Origin of the sequence: Lamprobacter modestohalophilus, assembly GCF_016583905.1 — a bacterium.
In the GTDB taxonomy this organism is placed as follows: Bacteria; Pseudomonadota; Gammaproteobacteria; order Chromatiales; family Chromatiaceae; genus Lamprobacter; species Lamprobacter modestohalophilus.
In genome coordinates, this window is record NZ_NRRY01000010.1 from 39,743 (window position 1) to 56,272 (window position 16,530).

General features: G+C 60.1%; 14 protein-coding genes. 4 read left to right on the forward strand and 10 right to left on the reverse strand.

The window, feature by feature from the left end; genetic code table 11:
- Positions 1 to 11 precede the first annotated feature (11 nt).
- The 5 genes from CKO42_RS08280 to CKO42_RS08300 all read right to left on the reverse strand — a co-directional run bounded on the left by CKO42_RS08280 (position 12) and on the right by CKO42_RS08300 (position 4,655).
- Positions 12 to 644, reverse strand: coding sequence for a hypothetical protein (locus tag CKO42_RS08280; RefSeq protein WP_200241908.1), 633 nt, complete (start codon positions 642 to 644; stop codon positions 12 to 14).
- Positions 645 to 778: 134 nt separating this feature from the next.
- The gene (locus CKO42_RS08285; RefSeq protein ID WP_200241911.1) at positions 779 to 1,912 is read right to left on the reverse strand and encodes a hypothetical protein; all 1,134 of its coding nucleotides are present in this window, start codon (positions 1,910 to 1,912) and stop codon (positions 779 to 781) included.
- Between the two features lie 170 nt (positions 1,913 to 2,082).
- Complete coding sequence (locus CKO42_RS08290; RefSeq protein ID WP_200241914.1) at positions 2,083 to 2,421, reverse strand: hypothetical protein; 339 nt, start codon at positions 2,419 to 2,421, stop codon at positions 2,083 to 2,085.
- A gap of 457 nt (positions 2,422 to 2,878) precedes the next feature.
- Positions 2,879 to 3,112 carry a hypothetical protein gene (locus CKO42_RS08295; RefSeq protein ID WP_200241917.1) on the reverse strand — a complete coding sequence of 78 codons (234 nt, stop codon included), beginning with the start codon at positions 3,110 to 3,112 and terminating at the stop codon, positions 2,879 to 2,881.
- Positions 3,113 to 4,013: 901 nt separating this feature from the next.
- On the reverse strand, positions 4,014 to 4,655 hold the full coding sequence (locus tag CKO42_RS08300) for a class I SAM-dependent methyltransferase (protein WP_338034876.1): 642 nt from the start codon (positions 4,653 to 4,655) through the stop codon (positions 4,014 to 4,016).
- A gap of 159 nt (positions 4,656 to 4,814) precedes the next feature.
- Here CKO42_RS08300 and CKO42_RS08305 point away from each other — a divergent pair, with 159 nt between their 5' ends.
- From CKO42_RS08305 to CKO42_RS08320, 4 genes are all read left to right on the forward strand, one after another.
- Positions 4,815 to 5,342, forward strand: coding sequence for a hypothetical protein (locus CKO42_RS08305; protein ID WP_200241922.1), 528 nt, complete (start codon positions 4,815 to 4,817; stop codon positions 5,340 to 5,342).
- 10 nt (positions 5,343 to 5,352) lie between these two features.
- A complete protein-coding gene (locus CKO42_RS08310) occupies positions 5,353 to 6,519 on the forward strand; it encodes an HNH endonuclease domain-containing protein (RefSeq protein WP_200241925.1) in 1,167 nt (388 codons plus the stop codon).
- Between the two features lie 257 nt (positions 6,520 to 6,776).
- The gene (locus tag CKO42_RS08315; protein ID WP_200241928.1) at positions 6,777 to 7,247 is read left to right on the forward strand and encodes a hypothetical protein; all 471 of its coding nucleotides are present in this window, start codon (positions 6,777 to 6,779) and stop codon (positions 7,245 to 7,247) included.
- Between the two features lie 20 nt (positions 7,248 to 7,267).
- Positions 7,268 to 8,422: an AcrVA2 family anti-CRISPR protein gene (locus CKO42_RS08320; RefSeq protein ID WP_200241931.1), complete on the forward strand. Its 1,155-nt coding sequence runs from the start codon at positions 7,268 to 7,270 to the stop codon at positions 8,420 to 8,422.
- A 909-nt stretch (positions 8,423 to 9,331) separates the two neighbouring features.
- Here CKO42_RS08320 and CKO42_RS08325 read toward each other — a convergent pair.
- The 5 genes from CKO42_RS08325 to CKO42_RS08345 all read right to left on the reverse strand — a co-directional run bounded on the left by CKO42_RS08325 (position 9,332) and on the right by CKO42_RS08345 (position 16,484).
- Positions 9,332 to 9,769 (reverse strand): NUDIX hydrolase, encoded by a 438-nt coding sequence (locus CKO42_RS08325; protein ID WP_200241934.1) that lies wholly within the window; start codon positions 9,767 to 9,769, stop codon positions 9,332 to 9,334.
- A gap of 29 nt (positions 9,770 to 9,798) precedes the next feature.
- Positions 9,799 to 10,746 carry a hypothetical protein gene (locus tag CKO42_RS08330; RefSeq protein WP_200241938.1) on the reverse strand — a complete coding sequence of 316 codons (948 nt, stop codon included), beginning with the start codon at positions 10,744 to 10,746 and terminating at the stop codon, positions 9,799 to 9,801.
- 64 nt (positions 10,747 to 10,810) lie between these two features.
- Positions 10,811 to 13,444, reverse strand: coding sequence for a hypothetical protein (locus CKO42_RS08335; protein WP_200241941.1), 2,634 nt, complete (start codon positions 13,442 to 13,444; stop codon positions 10,811 to 10,813).
- 114 nt (positions 13,445 to 13,558) lie between these two features.
- Positions 13,559 to 14,080, reverse strand: coding sequence for a sigma-70 family RNA polymerase sigma factor (locus tag CKO42_RS08340; RefSeq protein WP_200241944.1), 522 nt, complete (start codon positions 14,078 to 14,080; stop codon positions 13,559 to 13,561).
- A gap of 2,188 nt (positions 14,081 to 16,268) precedes the next feature.
- Positions 16,269 to 16,484 carry a hypothetical protein gene (locus CKO42_RS08345; protein WP_200241947.1) on the reverse strand — a complete coding sequence of 72 codons (216 nt, stop codon included), beginning with the start codon at positions 16,482 to 16,484 and terminating at the stop codon, positions 16,269 to 16,271.
- Positions 16,485 to 16,530 lie beyond the last annotated feature (46 nt).

Here is a 16,530-nt window from a genome sequence, read left to right on the forward strand (position 1 = left end):
GAATGCGCTCGTTAGGTGTTTTCAGACGACGATTCTCTGGAAGATTCCAAGACAGCGGCAATCCGCGTTAATTGTTTACTAATCACTTCAAGTGCCTTATTGGTTTTAATGAAAACCGTATTATTTCGCCCTTTCATTGCATCCGCTAGGTCGTAGGCCGCACTATTACTCGAGTGCATCCCCGCCATGTAGTGAATATCGAGGATAGATGTGTCCTTACCTTTCTTCTTAATCCGCAGAGGCGTTCGGTAATTGTAGGTGGCCGTAACGGGATACCCGTCCCCGATATGAACGAGCAGGCCGCTATACTGACCGCCCATGTACCTTAAAGTCTTTCCCGGTGCCAAAATTGGTATCTTCACCTTCAAGAAGTTAGAATTCTCAACAGGGCGTGCTTGGTCAATTCCAAAGCATCCGATTGGTATGGCTTTGGAGAACTGGACATCTTTCGCCGTCCCGCCACCGTAATTATGAATTACCAAATCGATTATTGAGCCAGCATCGTCGCTAGGTTCATAGTGGATAACAATATTTGGCTTCGATTGTCTGTAGATCGCCAAATACGCGATCGCCACTGCAAGGAACGTAAGAAATGGGCTAATGATGTAGAACGCAATCTGGAAGTATGCGGGTTCTGTGGTCATGCGAGTGCTTTCTGCGGTCACGTCCGAAGCCTAACTCCGTTCTCAGCAGAGCCGGTCAAGCGGTAGAAAAACTGGCTCTGCTAGAGCACCGTGTTAGGAAAAATTAACATGCTTGTCGCAGTTTTTCCCTGATTTTAACCGGCTACAGTTTGTTTACTCTGAATAAACGGAAGGCTCCATTTCTTAAACCATCGCCAAGGAACCCAAACAATGACGCCAAGACTGCACAGAAGATAGAGTATCCACTTGGGCACCATGGCTAAGAAGCGAGCCATTAAGTCGAAAAAATCACCCTTATACGCAATCTTTGATGCACGGGCAGAATACTTAATAAATCTTGTCGGCCCAATCTTGTCTAGCGTGCGCAGCCCTTTTGCGCCATAAGTTGAAGCTAGTTTGATGCTATCGGTTCCAAGTTGACCTGCCCGACTGGCAGCCGTTACAAAAGTCTTGCCACCGATACGATATAAGGTGGCCGTAGAGTCACCAAAAGCTTCGGCAGCCTTTGCCATGCGCCGTAATGAAGCAGCATCAGTGGTTTTACTCAGAAGATTTAAGCCGCCGGGTGTTCGAGCGAGCCGATAAACATCACTAAAAAGGTCTGCAACAGAATCCAAGCTTTTTGTCTTTTTAACAGTCTTTGCGCTATTGACAAGGGTCTTGCCAAGCCAAGGAGGAAGTTTCCCGAGTTTCTTAGCAGATTTAAGAATAGTCACACCACCCTTAACAGCTGTGCTTCCTGCAGCAGCCGGAGCGGCTGCTCCAGCACTCCCGACAGTCGCCGCTGCACTGGCAACCTGTGCAGCTGTAGCAACGACACCGATGGCAGCGAGCGCGGCAACGACCTCATCGACATCCTCACCTTTGACCCAATTGACGCCTTGTGCTGTAAGATCTCTAATGTCACCAATGACAAAAAAGTCAGTAATTACGCCAGCTGCTTTTCCGATACCTTCATCACTGGTGCCTGCTATTAACCCTTCACCAAGCTTGCTCGCCTGATAGGAAATACTGTTACGTATCTCTTCAATTTCCGAATATAGTGCCTGAGCTGCAGGATCATTGCGAACATAATCATAGTTGAGGAAAAACTCGAGGTAATCGGCTGCCTCTGCATATCGCTCTTCAGAGACTAAGACCTCAACTTCAGGAACCGGATTGATACGGCTAATCGCCAAAACGGATAATTGTGCTTGCTGCCATATTACACCGGCTGAGACACAGGCCAAAACTAGCAAACCAATTTTAATAGAGAGCCGAAAAAACACGGTAGATCCTCCAAATTAACACTGCTACGTCTCGAACAGCGCAAAAGGGCGCGTTAGAGCTGCGCACAAGCCCTACGGCGAATGGCTTGACGGCATGTGGGATGCAATTTGCATACCCCTGCGCGGCTTCGGGTCTTTGCGCCTTCGCCACTGCGGGTACACGCCTACGCCTAGCGGGGACTACGCAACCTCGCTTCGTCCTCCTTAGCGCGCAGCAAGGGCCAATCACTTTTCAGGAATACCAGAAGCACAATTGCAGCGCTGAATGGTGCAAGGAGCCCGATGATATCAAATGGTAGACCCAAACTTTCAGGCCCACTGAACAATCCGCCTTTGTCAAATTCCATCATTGAGATAGCAAAATCAGCTATCCAGGCCATTGGAATAATGTACGCCCACTTTGCAGCAGCGCTATTAAAACCAACTTTCCGTATGAGTAAGAAAACTACGACCGCCAAAGCTATTTGAGCTAGAAAGTCAATAACTATGCAAATGCCGTCACCACACATAGCAAACCTCCAATATATAAGGAAGGGTGAGATATCAGATGGCTCTTTCCTTCGGCCTATGGATTGGGCTCAAGTGCGATCAGCCCCGTGGGACGTGCCTCGCACGCCTATCTTTAGGCATTAGTTCGTACACTCACAATAAAACGATTTAATCTTATCAGCAAATGATGCAGATCCGTTGCCAGCTTTCATGCACGCTGAATATGAACTGTAACCACCTTGAGCACCACTCGCGCCACTCTTTAAAATATAATGTAGCTTGCATGAGTTAGCTTGAGCTGATGTTGCTATCGTAATTGCAGCGATAAGAACCGCAATTGCTCCAATTTTCATCTTTTTCCCCTTTTCGTTACATGTACATCTGGCGATGAGTTAGGCCTAACGCCAAGCTCACCGGCGCAACTAATTGCAGCATCCGGTGAAACACTGCGTGTTAGGCTAAAATTAACGCGTTCCCTTAAGGCTTAAATCCACTGTTCTGTTGTTCCCGTGTCTGCTGTTCTTTCTTCTTTGCCGCCGATTGGCGTTGCTGTCTAGCATCGCGTAATTCGCTCGCGATCATGCAGTCCTTTTGTATTGCTGCTTGTTCCAAAGCATCATATTCGCCTTTTAACCTGGCCAACTCGTCTTTTTTGTCGCCACCCGCGAGGAAAAACAGTGCTGGCCAAAACAGTACAAGGCCGACACCCATTGCAACGGCATCATTATCCGCGTGTTTTTGCTGAGCACCTGTAACTTAAACGACGCGCCGATTTACCCGCAGCAGTTCTTGTTTGATTTGATCGCAGCTATAGTCGGTATATTGCATAGGAGAAACATAACTTGCGGATATCTTATCTGGTGGAGTAGCGCAAGCACTAACAAAGAAAACCGTCAGTACGATCGCAGTTCTTCGGATTGTTTCTCTTTTCATCATTTTGTGTGTTTCCTATGATTGAGCGTTACAGTTGATTAGGCAGAATCTGGGTCAGGTGTGCTAGACAGATACTGCCTAGTCCGCTTGGACTCCCTGCAAGAAACACACGCGCACGCAAACACCCCGTTACAGACTGCTGACGCAGAACGGGTGTCGTTGTTGGTGCTATGAAGAAATTCGACCGGTACCCACCGATCAGCGATGACGATACGTCCACGGTTGTTGGCATTCCCCTACCATTCTCCAAATCCACTACCCTGAGCGCGTGAAGCGCCTTGCCCAATTTTAGCGATTATGACTAGCAGGAATAAACATCAACGGGCGATTTATCCTGCTTGAACAACAGAAAAATGACCTCGATCACCCTTTGTCGAACGAACTGTGTGTGATCTCAGATAGCCAAGCATGCTCGTTGGCCAGCGCGGCGTGAGTGGTGATCTCGTGATAGTGCCGAGCGAGACCGCTGAAGATCAGGCCGCACACCGGGAACAGTCGCTACTGGGTCTACACAGGTGCTGGGCGTCTCGCAGATAGCGTAGATCGGCTGCGGGTGCAGACTAGGTTCAAGTTGAAATACATCCGTTGGCATCAGGAAGCGACGTTGGGCGGGGTGTTCTGTGGGCCGGCACTGACGCTGTGAGCGGCATGGCAGCATCAAGCCGTTTCCTTGGAAACCTCAGCTTGCAGAGCGTCTGGGCCGCATTGCGACGCTCTGGTGTTTGATCAAACTATTCAGCCACCACTCATCGGATCGTCCCTGCCGACAATCGGCCGTCACCCAAGTCTTGAGGATTTCCAGCCGTGGCATAAGTCCGAGCAGATCGGCCAGGCCCACCCCATCAAGATCGGTGAACCGACGCCCGCCATGCTCGCGCTCGCCGCGGCCGTACTTGAACGAGACGTAGAGCACGCCGTCTGGGCGCAGCGCCTGCGCTAAACGGTGGAAAACACCCGGCAATTCGGCCAGCGGCACATGCAGCAGACTCGCGCAGGCCCAGATGCCGTCGAAGCGGGCGTGCCAGTCGAGGTCCTGGAAGCGTCGGATGACAACGGGCAAACCGCAGTGAACCGCGGCCATGCGAGCCAACACCGGCGATGGCTCCATCGCCGTAACCGCAAAACCTCGTTCGCGGAACGCGAGCGCATCACGCCCGGAGCCGCAACCGGCATCGAGGATGGTTGCACCTGGCGCCAACTTGTCCAGGAACGGCGCATAGAGCGGCGACATATCAACATCGACCGTGGTGGCGAAGAACGCCGCGGCCTCGGTGTCGTAGTGCGCGATGGTGGGATCGGAGCAGAAGGGCGTGGCGGTCACCTGTAGGCCTCTGGGAAACGGGTTAGGCGATTGACCGCAAGCCAAACGCCGACTCTTTTATACTGACGCGTTGGACGCGCGCTTAGGGGTGCGCGGCCAGGTTCGCGACAGCGGCAACGGCCGACTCCACAGAGCATAATCGATCCGGAGACAACGACGATGCCACACAAGCAGAACAGCCAAGCAGCCGACTGGACCGAAGCACTGTGCGACGCGGTGGCGACGGACGATGTGCAACATGTTGGCAACGTCTTCGGCCACCTGGTGTTGCAAGACTGCGAGCGGATCAGTGTGCGGGCCAAGCGCTTTATCGAACAGTTTGCGCCGAGCTACTTCGCTGACGAGGATCTGGACCGGGATAGGCTCGAGGCGCACTTGCGGATGGATGTGTTCGGTGCCAGCGTACTCGCCTACCTGGAGGGCCAGGATGTCGCGATCGAGTTGTCGGTCGAGCACGACATCGCTACTTGGATCGAGGCCAACGCGCCGGCGCTGGTCAGCGCCAACCTGAGCCAGATGGAGCAGGCGCTCGGGCAGCCGGGGGTCGGGACGCATCGGGATCAGGTCAAGCTGCACCAGCTGATCGATCTCGATATCTACGAGGCAATTCAGCAGCGCATCCTGGAGAAGACTTGGGCCGACATCGAGGTGGCCCTGGCGGATGTGATGGCCGCAGCGGCGTCCTAGACTGATCGCAATGCTGGAGCATGATCCCGCACCATTCCCTGAGCAGGATGGGTTGAACATCGCCGCATTGACCGGCCTGTTCCGCAACACCACCAACTCCTACAAGTTCGTCTTCTTCCTCGCTCTGCTGGAACTGCTCAAGCGTCATCAGTTCGACCCTGAGCGCCCCTACCCTTACACCGAGATCACCATCGAGATGCTGAGCGCGGTCTGGTTCGCGCATACCTTCTTCAAGCTCTCGTTCGGCGCCCAGGACACCATCACGCAGAAGCTCGATGCCCTCGGGCTCGACTTCACGGCCTCTGAGAGTCTATCCACCCGCGAACAGTCGGCGCTGCGTCGGGCGATTGCGAACAGCGATCTGAAATCTGCCCTGCGGCTCATGGACTTCGTCCCCTACCGGCTGCAGATCCCATTTCTCGAGCCGCAACTGCGCGACATCGACAAAGGCGCCTGGATGACCTTCGAGCGCGCCATGCCGGCGATCGTGAATAGCCATTTCCAGACCGTCCGTCCGCTGTACCACTACGACAGCGACAATTGGAAGGAATGCACAGCCATCCACTGGCATCCGGATTGGGTCCGCTACCTGGAGCAGCATCAGGGGATCATCCACGGCTGGGCCTGCTGGCATTGGCTGGCGTATATGCAGCGGCGCAACCCAAACACACCAGGCCTGCCCAACAAGCTGTTCCCGCCGAGCAAGCGCGAATCGGTGAACAAGCAAAGCCGCTACTGGCGTGAAATCCTAAACGCCGCCGGCGACAAGCCGCTGACCTGCATCTACACCGGTGAGCCCCTGAGTCCGAAACACTTCGCACTCGATCACTATCTGCCCTGGTCGTTCGTGGTCCATGATCAACTCTGGAACCTGATCCCGGCGCCACCAGCGGTGAACGCCTCCAAGTCCAACCACATCCCAAGCGGAGACCACCTGCGCGACCTGGTGGACTTACAGTATGACGGCCTACAGATCGCCCGGCGTATCTTCAGCCCCCGCGAGTTCGACCGCTTCACCGAGGATTACATCGCCGATCTGCATCTACCCTCGACCGAGACGCTGTTGAACTATGGCGAGCTCTTCAACGCCTATGCACGCACCGTCGAGCCACTGGTGACGCTGGCGACCAATCAGGGTTTCACATCAGGCTGGGCCTACGGCTCAGACGACCATTGACTGCCATGGCACTGAACGACGACCCCCAAGACCCGCATCAGCGGTGTGCTCGAAAACGGGACCAGCGATAGCGCCGAAGCCAGAGACGCCAAGTCTTTATACTGCCGTGCTGGCTACCCGCTTGGGGAGCACGACCACATCAAGCGAGACCGGATCAACCTGGCCTCGCAGAGCATACGTGAACCTGGGAGGGAACGACGATGCCGACTCCGCACACAACCGCCGAACCACCGTGGACCAAAGCGCTAAGTGCGGCGGTGGCCACAAGCAATCAGGAGCGCCTACAAAACGTCATCGGCCTCGTGGTGTGGGCTGACGTCGATCAGATCATGGTGAGGGCGAAGGTATTTCTCGAGGAGTTTGCGCCAAACTACCTGGCCGATGAGACGCTGCACCCGGACAACCTCCTTGATCAGCTGCGCATGGATCTGTTCAACGCCAGTGTAATCGACTACCTGGACGGCCGTGGCGTCGAGGTCGAGCTCTCGGTCGAGCACGACATCGCAACCTGGATCGAGGCCAACACCCCGGCCATGGTCAGCGCCAATCTGCGCCTGATGGAGCAACAGTTCGGAGCGCCCGGGGTTGAAACACATCTCGATGTCGTCAAGCTGCATCAGCTGATCAAACTGAACGTCTTTGAAGCGGTCCAGCAGCGCGCGATTGAGGAGTGCTGGGCGACGCTCGAGACCATGCTGGTGACCCTGACTGAGGAAGCAGCGGACTAACGACCGCACGGAGTCTGTCGATGGATTTGAACGACGATCCCAAGATCTGGACGCTACCGCATCCGGTACGCATGGAGGCCGCGGTCAACGGCGAGCAGGTGGATCGGCAGATGTTCGAGCACTTAGGCGTGCTGGCTGGGCTCGAGCCCTACCTGGGTGATGCGCACGCCTCTACCGAGTGGATCATCAACAACGTGCCCCGCATGTTCGCGGTCGGGCAGACCCATTTCGGTCTGCTTGGCGGCGAGAACATGGGCAGCTTCATGCTTACCGTAGCGCGCACACGGCTGCGCGCGCAGGGTGATCCGATCCTGCAACTAAGCACGCCGCTGCAGACGATGCTCGCGCAAACGGATCTCGTGGTTGGCTTGCCCTGCCGCTATTTTCGTCCCCCCTCGACGCTGGTCTACATCGAATTCAGCCGCCCCAACGCGCTTCGGGTCAGCAATCAGCTCAGCGGGCTGCATGAGTGCGAAGGCGCCTATCTCGGCAGCTACGAGCTGCCTGCCGGACATGAGGTCTTTCACAACCCGGCACGCAACCGCGCGCTCGGTCTCGATCCGAGTCAGCCAGTGCGCGCGGTGGAGATCGTGATCACCGGCTCACCGATCGGCAAGTCTGGGGTGCTCGATGATGCCTCGCGCGATACGTTGCTGCTGATCCAGTACGAGGACGAGTGCCTGCAGACAGTGCTCGAGCGGCACATGGCCTGGTACAACAACCCGGCAGCCTACGCGAACCTCGGCATGGCACCGGTCAGGGCCGATGATGTGGCGATGCTGCGTCCGGTGGTGGAACTGCTGGCCAAAGCGCTGCTGTATCTCCACCTGGGCGATGCAGAGCAAGTCAAGGTCAACGCACGCAGCGAGCTTGCGCGCAAGCGCAAAGGACTCGGATACAAGAAGCAGGCGCGGCTGCAGCGCAAGCTGGCAGCTGCCTACGACCGAATCGTGATCGGACCAGCGAGCTTCCCAGCCCCGGCAGAGCCTCAGAACCACGACAGCACGGGCGAGGCTCAGCGCAGCGTCAAGGCACACTGGCGCCGAGGGCATTTCCGTACGATTCTCTATGGCGAGAAGCGCCGTAAGCAACGCCTGGGCTGGATCAAGCCGGTGCTGGTGAATGCCGCTCAGGCGTTCGAGGCGGCGAAGACCAAGCCTTATGTGGTGAGCTGAGCCTCAATGACCTCGTTCGGCGGTGCGAAGCACGGCCGATCTTCTGCGGCCTTTCAGCAACCCAACGCTTTGATCAGCCACAGAGCGCGCTGGGACAGCGCGCGCTGTGGCTTCTAAGCCGAGCCAGCCGCGACGATCCCGCCCAGAGCTGGGCGCGCTATTCGCGCGCCGAGCGGCGGGTGGGTGAGGAGCGGCTTCTACTGCCTTTCAGTCAACGGCCAAACCAGCGAAGTGCCGGCGCCGGACCAGCGTGCGGGTTGGGCCAACACGCACGCTGGGCCGAGCGTCCGGCGCGAGCGGGGTTGTCTGGCGCCCTCCTCTCATCCCGCGACGCGGCCTCTCAGGCAATAACGACATGAGCGAAGTGCTGGACCCGGCGCCGCTGCCGGAGCCGGGACGGAACCGGGCGCGACGCCGGCGCGAGCAAGCGGTACACGATGCGCGTGCCGGCAACACCATCAACTCTGCGATGGCCGCTGGGGTCAGCGGCCCACCACGGCGAAACAGGAGCGAAGCCCGGTGCCGCTTGCCGGGAGCACGCCGCGCCGGTCGCCGGCAGGCCAGCGCTGACACGGATGTCGGCGCTTCTTCGGCAGGAGCTGCCCGCCGGGAGCGGGAGGCCAAGGCGGCGGACGCGCCGAGCGAGCGACCGGAGCGGGAGTTTTTGCAACCCCATGAAACGGGGTTGCAAAAACGGGTGCGGAGGGAGCGAGTGAGGTGCGGCTGCGGCCGAGCGTCTTCGCCATGGAGGGCAAACCCGCTCAAGCGAGCCGGGCATGGATGACGGGCGTTCTTCTGCCCGGGAGCCGCGCTGACGGGAGCGGGATTGCCAAGGGAGGATTGCGCGGCTGCAGTACATGAAGGATGGAGATGTCACCGAGTATCGCTGGCTTCAAACGCTGGAAGCCATTAGCGTCGGCCAGGCGAGCGCAGTCGACGGGTCAGCCGCGCCACTTGCAACCGCACGAGGATGGGATACAACAGGAGATGCGTTCTAACGGGCAGTCGGTTCAACGGGAACCACTGCGACCCGCAGAATTCGCGGTGATAATCCCTGCCGCGCGTACCATCGTCGAAATCGTTCTGCACGACGACGAAGGTCTTCCAATCAAACCCGGCGATACCGAACGGATAGCACTGGCTGAACGCGATACGTTGCTCGTTCGCGGTGATCCCAAGTTCTTCGTCCGTCTCGCGCACGGCTGTATCCCAAGCCGAAGCATCGCGCGAACTCCAGCCGCCGCCCGGAATGCTCCAGATTTTCGAACGTTTCCTGCACACAAGGAATAGACGGCAGTCCGGAGCAGAGATGCCTTCGACAAACAGGATGCCACTTCCGCGATACATGATAGGTCGCGAGCTGAACTAAGCGGCGCTCAGCCCCACAAGACCAGCAGGTTGCGTGCCTGTGTGTCCATCTCCTCGGAGATCCCCATCCCCGCGAGGCGATAGGCGCGAGGCGCCAGGGCCTCGAGCGCATCGTACATCGCCGAGTACTCCTCGAGCCGATAGTCGAACCCGGCGGCAGCCCAGGCCATCGCAACCTGTGCCTGCGCGATCGGCTCGCCGGCGACCAAACCCTGCAACGTTTCCGTGGTGGCGCTGGCTGTGCAGGGCGCGCTCAGCGCGCGGTGCATCCCGAAGCCTTGGCGGAGCATGTGGCGGACATCCGAGATATCGATACCGACCAGGCCCGGTGGCAGCAGGAAGTGCTCCAGCACGAGCGCCGCGCTGACCTCCGCGGGTGCCGCGTGCGCCGGGGCGTGCTCCAGAAGCACCACGCCGTCCAGGGTGTCGCTGAGTGTCGTTAGCTGCGTCGGATCGGGCGGCCCTTGGTCTTCAAGGATCAGCGCAAAGCGCAGATAGATGTCGCGGTCAGCCAGATCCCGGGCCGCTGCACTGGCAGCGGCGAGCGCGCCGGGCGACTGTGCATCGATGATCAGCGCCAGCCAATCGCAGCATCCGGGGGTTGCGGTGACGCCTGTCACGGTCTCATCGGTGATCTCGCTGGGCTGGGTGCAGCCGAACAGGGACGACGTCCAGAGCATCTGCAGCGTCCGCTGAGCGCGTGGCCCGAACGCGAGACAGAACGGCTCGAGGTCGGGGCCCAGGGTGACACGGTGCTCAGCCGGATTGAGGCGGAACATCCGCAGGCTGTTCGCGGCGGCGCCCGGCGCGACAGCCGTCTCTGGCGGTGCTTGGACAACAAGTGGTCCAGGCGCAGCCGGTTGATCGGCGAACGCCAATCCGGTCGGCCACAAAGGTGCTGTCAGGCCAAACCCGAAAGCTCGCAGCAAGGTCCGGCGTTGGCGGTTGATGTGCATAGGCTGACACCTGATCCGGTTGATGAAGGACGCCGATTCGGCCGTTCTGAGCTCTGTCGACGCGTCAAGCGGCCATGGTGCGATCGGCCGATCTCGTGTCCTGCCAGGCGAGGAACGCGCGGATGGCGTTGCCCGCCTTGAGCAGGCGCTCAAGGTGCGCGGGTTCAAAGCCGATGGCACCGTCGCGGTACCAGGCTGCCGGCCGGCCGAGGTCGTCAGCAAGCTGCCACCAAACCTGGTCGCCGTCGCCGATGAGCGACCAACCGGGCGGTGGCGGATCGGTATCGTCGAGCCGGTAGTGACCGTTCGGCAGGCGCTGCAGGCCGAAGCCACGGCCGATCTCCGCCGTGAGGGGCGCGCCGAGATAATTGGCCGCCTGACAGAGCGCATCGCGGACCTGCCGAACGTCGTCATCATCGCGGTCCGGCTCGATGGCGCCGAGGAGGATCAAGGCGCCGCTGCGCTGCAGGCTGATTCGAACCTTCGGGTGGTCGATGTCATCAGCGTCGAAACCGTTCAGTGCCTGGGTGTAGTCGATGTCGACCCGATCCTCATTACCGGTCAGCTTAACCGGCGGATCATCGAATTCGGGCAGTGGCGGGAGAACCTCGAGCACGCCGTCGGTGACGCGATAGCCGAGTTGGCGCGCGATCGGCTGCAAGGCATCGGTGAGTTCCACGCCCAGATGGGCCATCAGTGCCGGAAACTCAGTGCGCAGACGGTCTGGCTCACTGAGCATCTGGGCCCGGCGCAGCCGGCGCTCCTTATCGGTGCTCAGCGCCAGGACGAGCCGCTCATCGGCGTCGAAGACCAGCACCCGCGGCCCGTTGCGCCGGAACGAGAGACCGGTTCCCCGGATCGCGGTGGTGGGACGAACAGGCTGAGCATCGTCGCGCAGGAGCTGTTTCTCGATGGGTCGATCCAGCACCGAGAGGTCGTGGTCGCTGTGTAGTGACGAGAAGGCGTTGTCCAGGCCGGCCTCCCTCAGGGTTTGCATGAGTAGCGCCAGCGCCTGCGGGTCCTGCCCTGGCGCCTGGAGGTCGAAGCGACGCTTGCGCGGGCCGACGTGGCGCACGAGCAGCCCCGTTACCGGACCGTGCTGTGGATGCCAGCAGACCCACTGCTCGGTCGTATTGACCATCCGCTGATGGTCGTCGACGGGCCGTGAGCGGACCTCGTAGCCGCGTTTAGTGCAACGCCGGCGCAGCGACCAGCCCTCGCTCGCATCGATGCGCTTGCGCCGGTAGATGGTTGGCTCGAGCACGGGCGCGCCGATTGCGTTGCGGCGCATGTCCGGATACGGCACGCGCAGCTTGATGAGCGCGTTCCAGAACCGAATCGGCTGCGTGTAGCGAGCCGCCACCAGCCCGGCAATGTGCTCGCGCAGCAGCGGGTCATACCCCTTCTCGAGGGCGCGGTCGTAGATGACATAAGCCAGCCGGCGTCCTTGGTCAGGCACCCACCAGACACAGCCTTTGTAGGCGAGCAAATGGCCGATCATGGTCTTGATCGCATGCTGCCGGCGCGTGGCCCAATAAGCACCGCCGGTGCTGAACTCATGAAAGCGCCAGAGCTCAAGATCGAGCTTGCCCCGGCGCACCAGCACACTGAGCGCTCGGCAAAGCAGGTCAAACTGCGTTTGGTCGAGCAGTGCGAGGTCGATCTGGCGACGCAGCGAGCAGCCTTCAGAAGCGCCGACGTCGACCTCGGTCGCCTCGTCACGCGGGAGCACATAGCGGCTGTCGGCGCCTTGGGCGATGTCGATCGGGATCACATGGCCACACCCTGGTGGGTACACGATCAGCGTGTCGGCCCTATCGGACCAGACGCGCACCCCGAAAGCCTCCGCGGACTGGAACCTGTCCAGATCGTCGCGCCCGCAAATGCCAGTGCGCACAACCAGCTCGCCATCGTCGGGACTGACGGCGTAGTCCAGCGCCTTGAGCAGGTCGATCAAATCGCCTTTGTAAGCTTTGCGAGCCCTCCGCTGCCGGACGTCCGGGTCCGCGCCAGCTGCTTCGAAGTCCTCGAGCTGGCCGTGACGGAACGCGGCCACAGCGAGAGGCTTGCCGTTGTCGTAAGCCTGCAGAGTGAACAAGCGTACGTTGCTCTGTTCGCGGTCCTGGAGGTCCTCGTCGTAGTACCCGTTGGCGAGACAGTTGTCGAGCACCTTGCCAACCCGTTGCGCCTGATTGAGGTCGAGGAGTTCGCGCCACTGACCGTTCTCCGTCGCCGGTAGCTCCTCATCGGTAAGGTATCCGAGATCACGGAGCACTTCGCGATAGGCTGGCTGCGCCATCCACTCGCGCTCTTTCTCGAGCACTTCTGGGACGCCGGCCTGGCCACTGCCAATGCGGCGAAGGAGCCTGTTGATGAGAAGGCTCAGCTGTGGATCGGCTCCGTCATCCCGCACCGCAATCAGCATATCGAGAAAGCCGCCGATGCGTTGCACGATCTCCCGCGTCGTCGGCGAGGCGATGAAGTGATCAACAGTCTGACCGCTGGCCAGGCACTCAGCGGCCCAGTCTGGGGCGCCTTCTGGCAGGGTGCCGATCGGGCGGGCATTCTCGGATTGCTGCCTTGACCACCGCGCGAGCTTTGGAGTCAGAGCAGTCTTGATCGCCTTAGGGAGCTGTTTGATGGCTGGGTGGTTGCCGACCCAGGAGTCGGCGCTTCCGGGATAAAGGTAATTGGGCATCCTTCACATGTCCTCAGTTGACGTCGTTGCAGTGCGTATCAGGTGGCCGAGTTCTCGTCCGCGCAGTTGCTGTGCCCGCCGCGCAGCCGGCACAGCCTGTGCGGCAAAACCCCTTCACAGACCCTCTTCGTTGTCCTCAATGGCCTCGGAGATCGGTGGTAGGTAGCCGTCGATGTCCTGCGGTCCCAGCCGGTACGGGACCAGCTTGTTGAGCTGGCGCAGGCTGATGACGATGAAGTCCTCCTCCTGCTCGAGGCAGCCGTCCAACAGGTAGTACCCCCTGTCCAGCATGAGCTCGCTCAGCTGTTCGATGAACGCTGCCTTGAGCGTTCGGCGCCCCGCGAGCGATTTCAGCTGCGCCCGACCGAGGCGATAGCGCCGTCTGCGCTCGCGGTAGATGCGAATCAGCTGATCCGTGAGCGCTTCGGGCGACAGTCGGACGGGACCGATCAACGCCTCCAGCTCCTTGATCCTGTCTGCATCCGCGCGCCCGGTCGCGTGCCAGCGCTTGACAGACCCCTCGCTGACGCCGGTCAGTTCCCCGATCTGCGCGTAGCTGTAGCCCTTCTCGAGCGCGAGCCTGACGAGCAGCCGGGCATTGAGGTTGACCCGACGGTAGGCGCGATCTGCTGCCATGTTCGGACTCCATAGGGTGTAGATATAAAGTATCTACCATGTGTAGACAATATACAGATAACAAGGTCACAGTTTTGAATTTTGAATCCTTTTCAGTTTTCGCTGAACGGATGCTGGCTTGCTGCCAGCCCACAGAGGTTGCTGTGCGCGCATGCGACGAGGCCATGACGGGCACAGGATCACGAGGAAGGATGTTGGTGCGTCCGCACGCGGGAGGAGCCGACAGCGGAACGCTGGGGTACGGGTTCGGTGCGATGGGCCGCTCGGACCCGGGATGCGTGACTGACAACTCCAAGCCGATCAGCCGCTTGGCGGCGGGCGGACTCTGGTCGCCCGCGCGCAGGTGCCGACCCCGTGCCCGAGGCGCGCCGCGCACCAGTGCCAGAAAACGTTGGGCAGGGCGTTGCAGGCGCCGCCATCCAATTGTGCGGTGGCCGCTGGGGCAGCGGCCCACAACAGCGAGGCAGTAGCCGAGCCCGGCGCCGCGTGCCGGGAGCACGCCGCGACGGTCCAGCGCAGCTGCCCGCTGGCAGGGAGCCGGCGGCTCTTCGGCAGGGAGCCTGCCCGTCGGGAACGGGCGTGCTAAGGCGGCAGACGTCGCCGAACGAGCGACCGGAGCCGAGAGTGGAGCTTGCGGAACGAAGGCGGAGCGAGTGAGTGAGGTGCGGCTGCGGCCGTGCGTTTCGCCATGGAGGGCAAGTTCGCCAGAGTCGCGCGCGATGCCGGATGCCAGAAGCCGTCAGGCTTTTGGCATCCGGCAAGGAGTCGCGATCGAGCCGGGCAAGGATGCCGGGCGATCTTCGGCAGGGAGCCTGCGAGGCAGGAGCCGAGGTCAGCGGAGCGCCGCCGAGCGTCAGCGATGGACGGGGCGGAGCCTCCAGGGATGGGCTCTTTCTTCTACGGCCTCATGCGTGCCGGAAGCACGCCGATTGCCAGGATGGCACAGTGTCTCAGGAACAGGACGAGCGTGAATCCCGAGTGCGACAGCATCGGGCGACTGGCGCTATCGCGAGTTGGCTGGCGTCGAGCGTGCCGCAACGTTGCCCTCGTCAACCATAGATCTGTAGCGGAAAGCATGCGCGTGTTGGCGTCTGAGACTGAGACAGCAGAGCAGCAGGAGCAGGACAGTGAGCCAGCGTCAGAGACACAGCAGCAGCAGGAGCAGCAGGACGGGCGTCGAGCGGCGACAGTGCAGCAAGTGTCGGCAGAACAGCAGCAGCGTGGGCGTCGAGGTCGGTCGGTCTTCGGCCTAGCGATGGCGCGCGATCAAGCGCTGACGTCGCAGCGAACAGAAGGGCGAGCCAACCAGCAACTAGCTAGCAACCCGTAGTCATCTCTTGATGCAAAACAGCCAGCACAACTCGCCCTCGATAGCGCTCCAGCCGCATGTGATGCGTTATCGAACCAGAGCGCTAGCGCTCGGTTTAATCATGGTCTCTTCTGCGGCTGCGCGCTATTCGCGCGCTGCCGCTCTTCATCGGCACTTGTATGCTCATGGTGGCCTGATCAGCCGCAGGGAGCTATTCGCGCGCTGTGGCGTCTGCCGTGTCATCTCGGCTGGCGTGCTGCTGATCCGACTATACGGGCGTAGCGGTTGAAGACGAGATACGAAGCCCATCCCTGGGCAGCGGCGCCTAATACCCCAGCGCCGTGATGAGTTGATCGATAACCGGATCAGTCACGAACACCCACCGCTCATCCCCCGCGCCACGAACGAACAAGCAAAGCCAAACGACGTATTGACCAGACATGACCAACCCTCCGATGCACCAGGACGGCCCACCCGCCCCGTGTGTGTCTCACCCCGAACAGGTGTAGCGGGTCGGCTCAAGGGAGGGGACCCGGCCGCCTGGCTGCCTGAGGACGCTGGCATCGCGCTGGGTTTGATGGGACGGAGGAGTTAACGAACGGCACTTGGCTTTAGCAGCCAGGTGGTTGGGGAGGCACCCTTGAACCGGCACGCTGCCTGTTAGTCTTTGGAGACACGCGGGGAGGTGGGCCAACTAACCAGGCACAGGAGGTGCCGAAACGGGCAGGGAGCCCAGCGACGACTCGGCACCCAAATCTTCAGTCATGGCAACGCCTGTCTGGAACAGGCGCGGCGCCTGATGACGGGATCATCCGGCGCCGTCTTCGTGCGATGGGCGATCAGCGACTGCTGCCAAAAAAGGGGCCGAAGCCCCCGCGACTAAGCGCAGACTAGACAGCCTTCATGCTCGTCTTCCACCAACGCGCCACAGTCATCACAGAACCATTCGGTAGCGCCGAAGTGTTCACCCTGGTCCGCATCCGCGATCAGATACCGACTCAGCCCCCGCGACGATTCCAAATGCTCTGGCTCTTCACGGAGCGATTCAATGTTGGGTACGGACAGATCGATGGTGACGCTGGATAATTTGGACATGCTGCACCTCCCGATGCGTGAGACAGAACGGACCGCCCGCCCTGTT

Coding starts and splice junctions, on each gene's coding strand:
- CKO42_RS08330 (WP_200241938.1), bottom strand. CDS start 10,746: ATGCACATCAACCGCCAACGCCGGACCTTGCTGCGAGCTTTCGGGTTT.
- CKO42_RS08290 (WP_200241914.1), bottom strand. CDS start 2,421: ATGTGTGGTGACGGCATTTGCATAGTTATTGACTTTCTAGCTCAAATA.
- CKO42_RS08325 (WP_200241934.1), bottom strand. CDS start 9,769: ATGTATCGCGGAAGTGGCATCCTGTTTGTCGAAGGCATCTCTGCTCCG.
- CKO42_RS08295 (WP_200241917.1), bottom strand. CDS start 3,112: ATGGGTGTCGGCCTTGTACTGTTTTGGCCAGCACTGTTTTTCCTCGCG.
- CKO42_RS08310 (WP_200241925.1), top strand. CDS start 5,353: ATGCTGGAGCATGATCCCGCACCATTCCCTGAGCAGGATGGGTTGAAC.
- CKO42_RS08280 (WP_200241908.1), bottom strand. CDS start 644: ATGACCACAGAACCCGCATACTTCCAGATTGCGTTCTACATCATTAGC.
- CKO42_RS08345 (WP_200241947.1), bottom strand. CDS start 16,484: ATGTCCAAATTATCCAGCGTCACCATCGATCTGTCCGTACCCAACATT.
- CKO42_RS08340 (WP_200241944.1), bottom strand. CDS start 14,080: ATGGCAGCAGATCGCGCCTACCGTCGGGTCAACCTCAATGCCCGGCTG.
- CKO42_RS08305 (WP_200241922.1), top strand. CDS start 4,815: ATGCCACACAAGCAGAACAGCCAAGCAGCCGACTGGACCGAAGCACTG.
- CKO42_RS08320 (WP_200241931.1), top strand. CDS start 7,268: ATGGATTTGAACGACGATCCCAAGATCTGGACGCTACCGCATCCGGTA.
- CKO42_RS08335 (WP_200241941.1), bottom strand. CDS start 13,444: ATGCCCAATTACCTTTATCCCGGAAGCGCCGACTCCTGGGTCGGCAAC.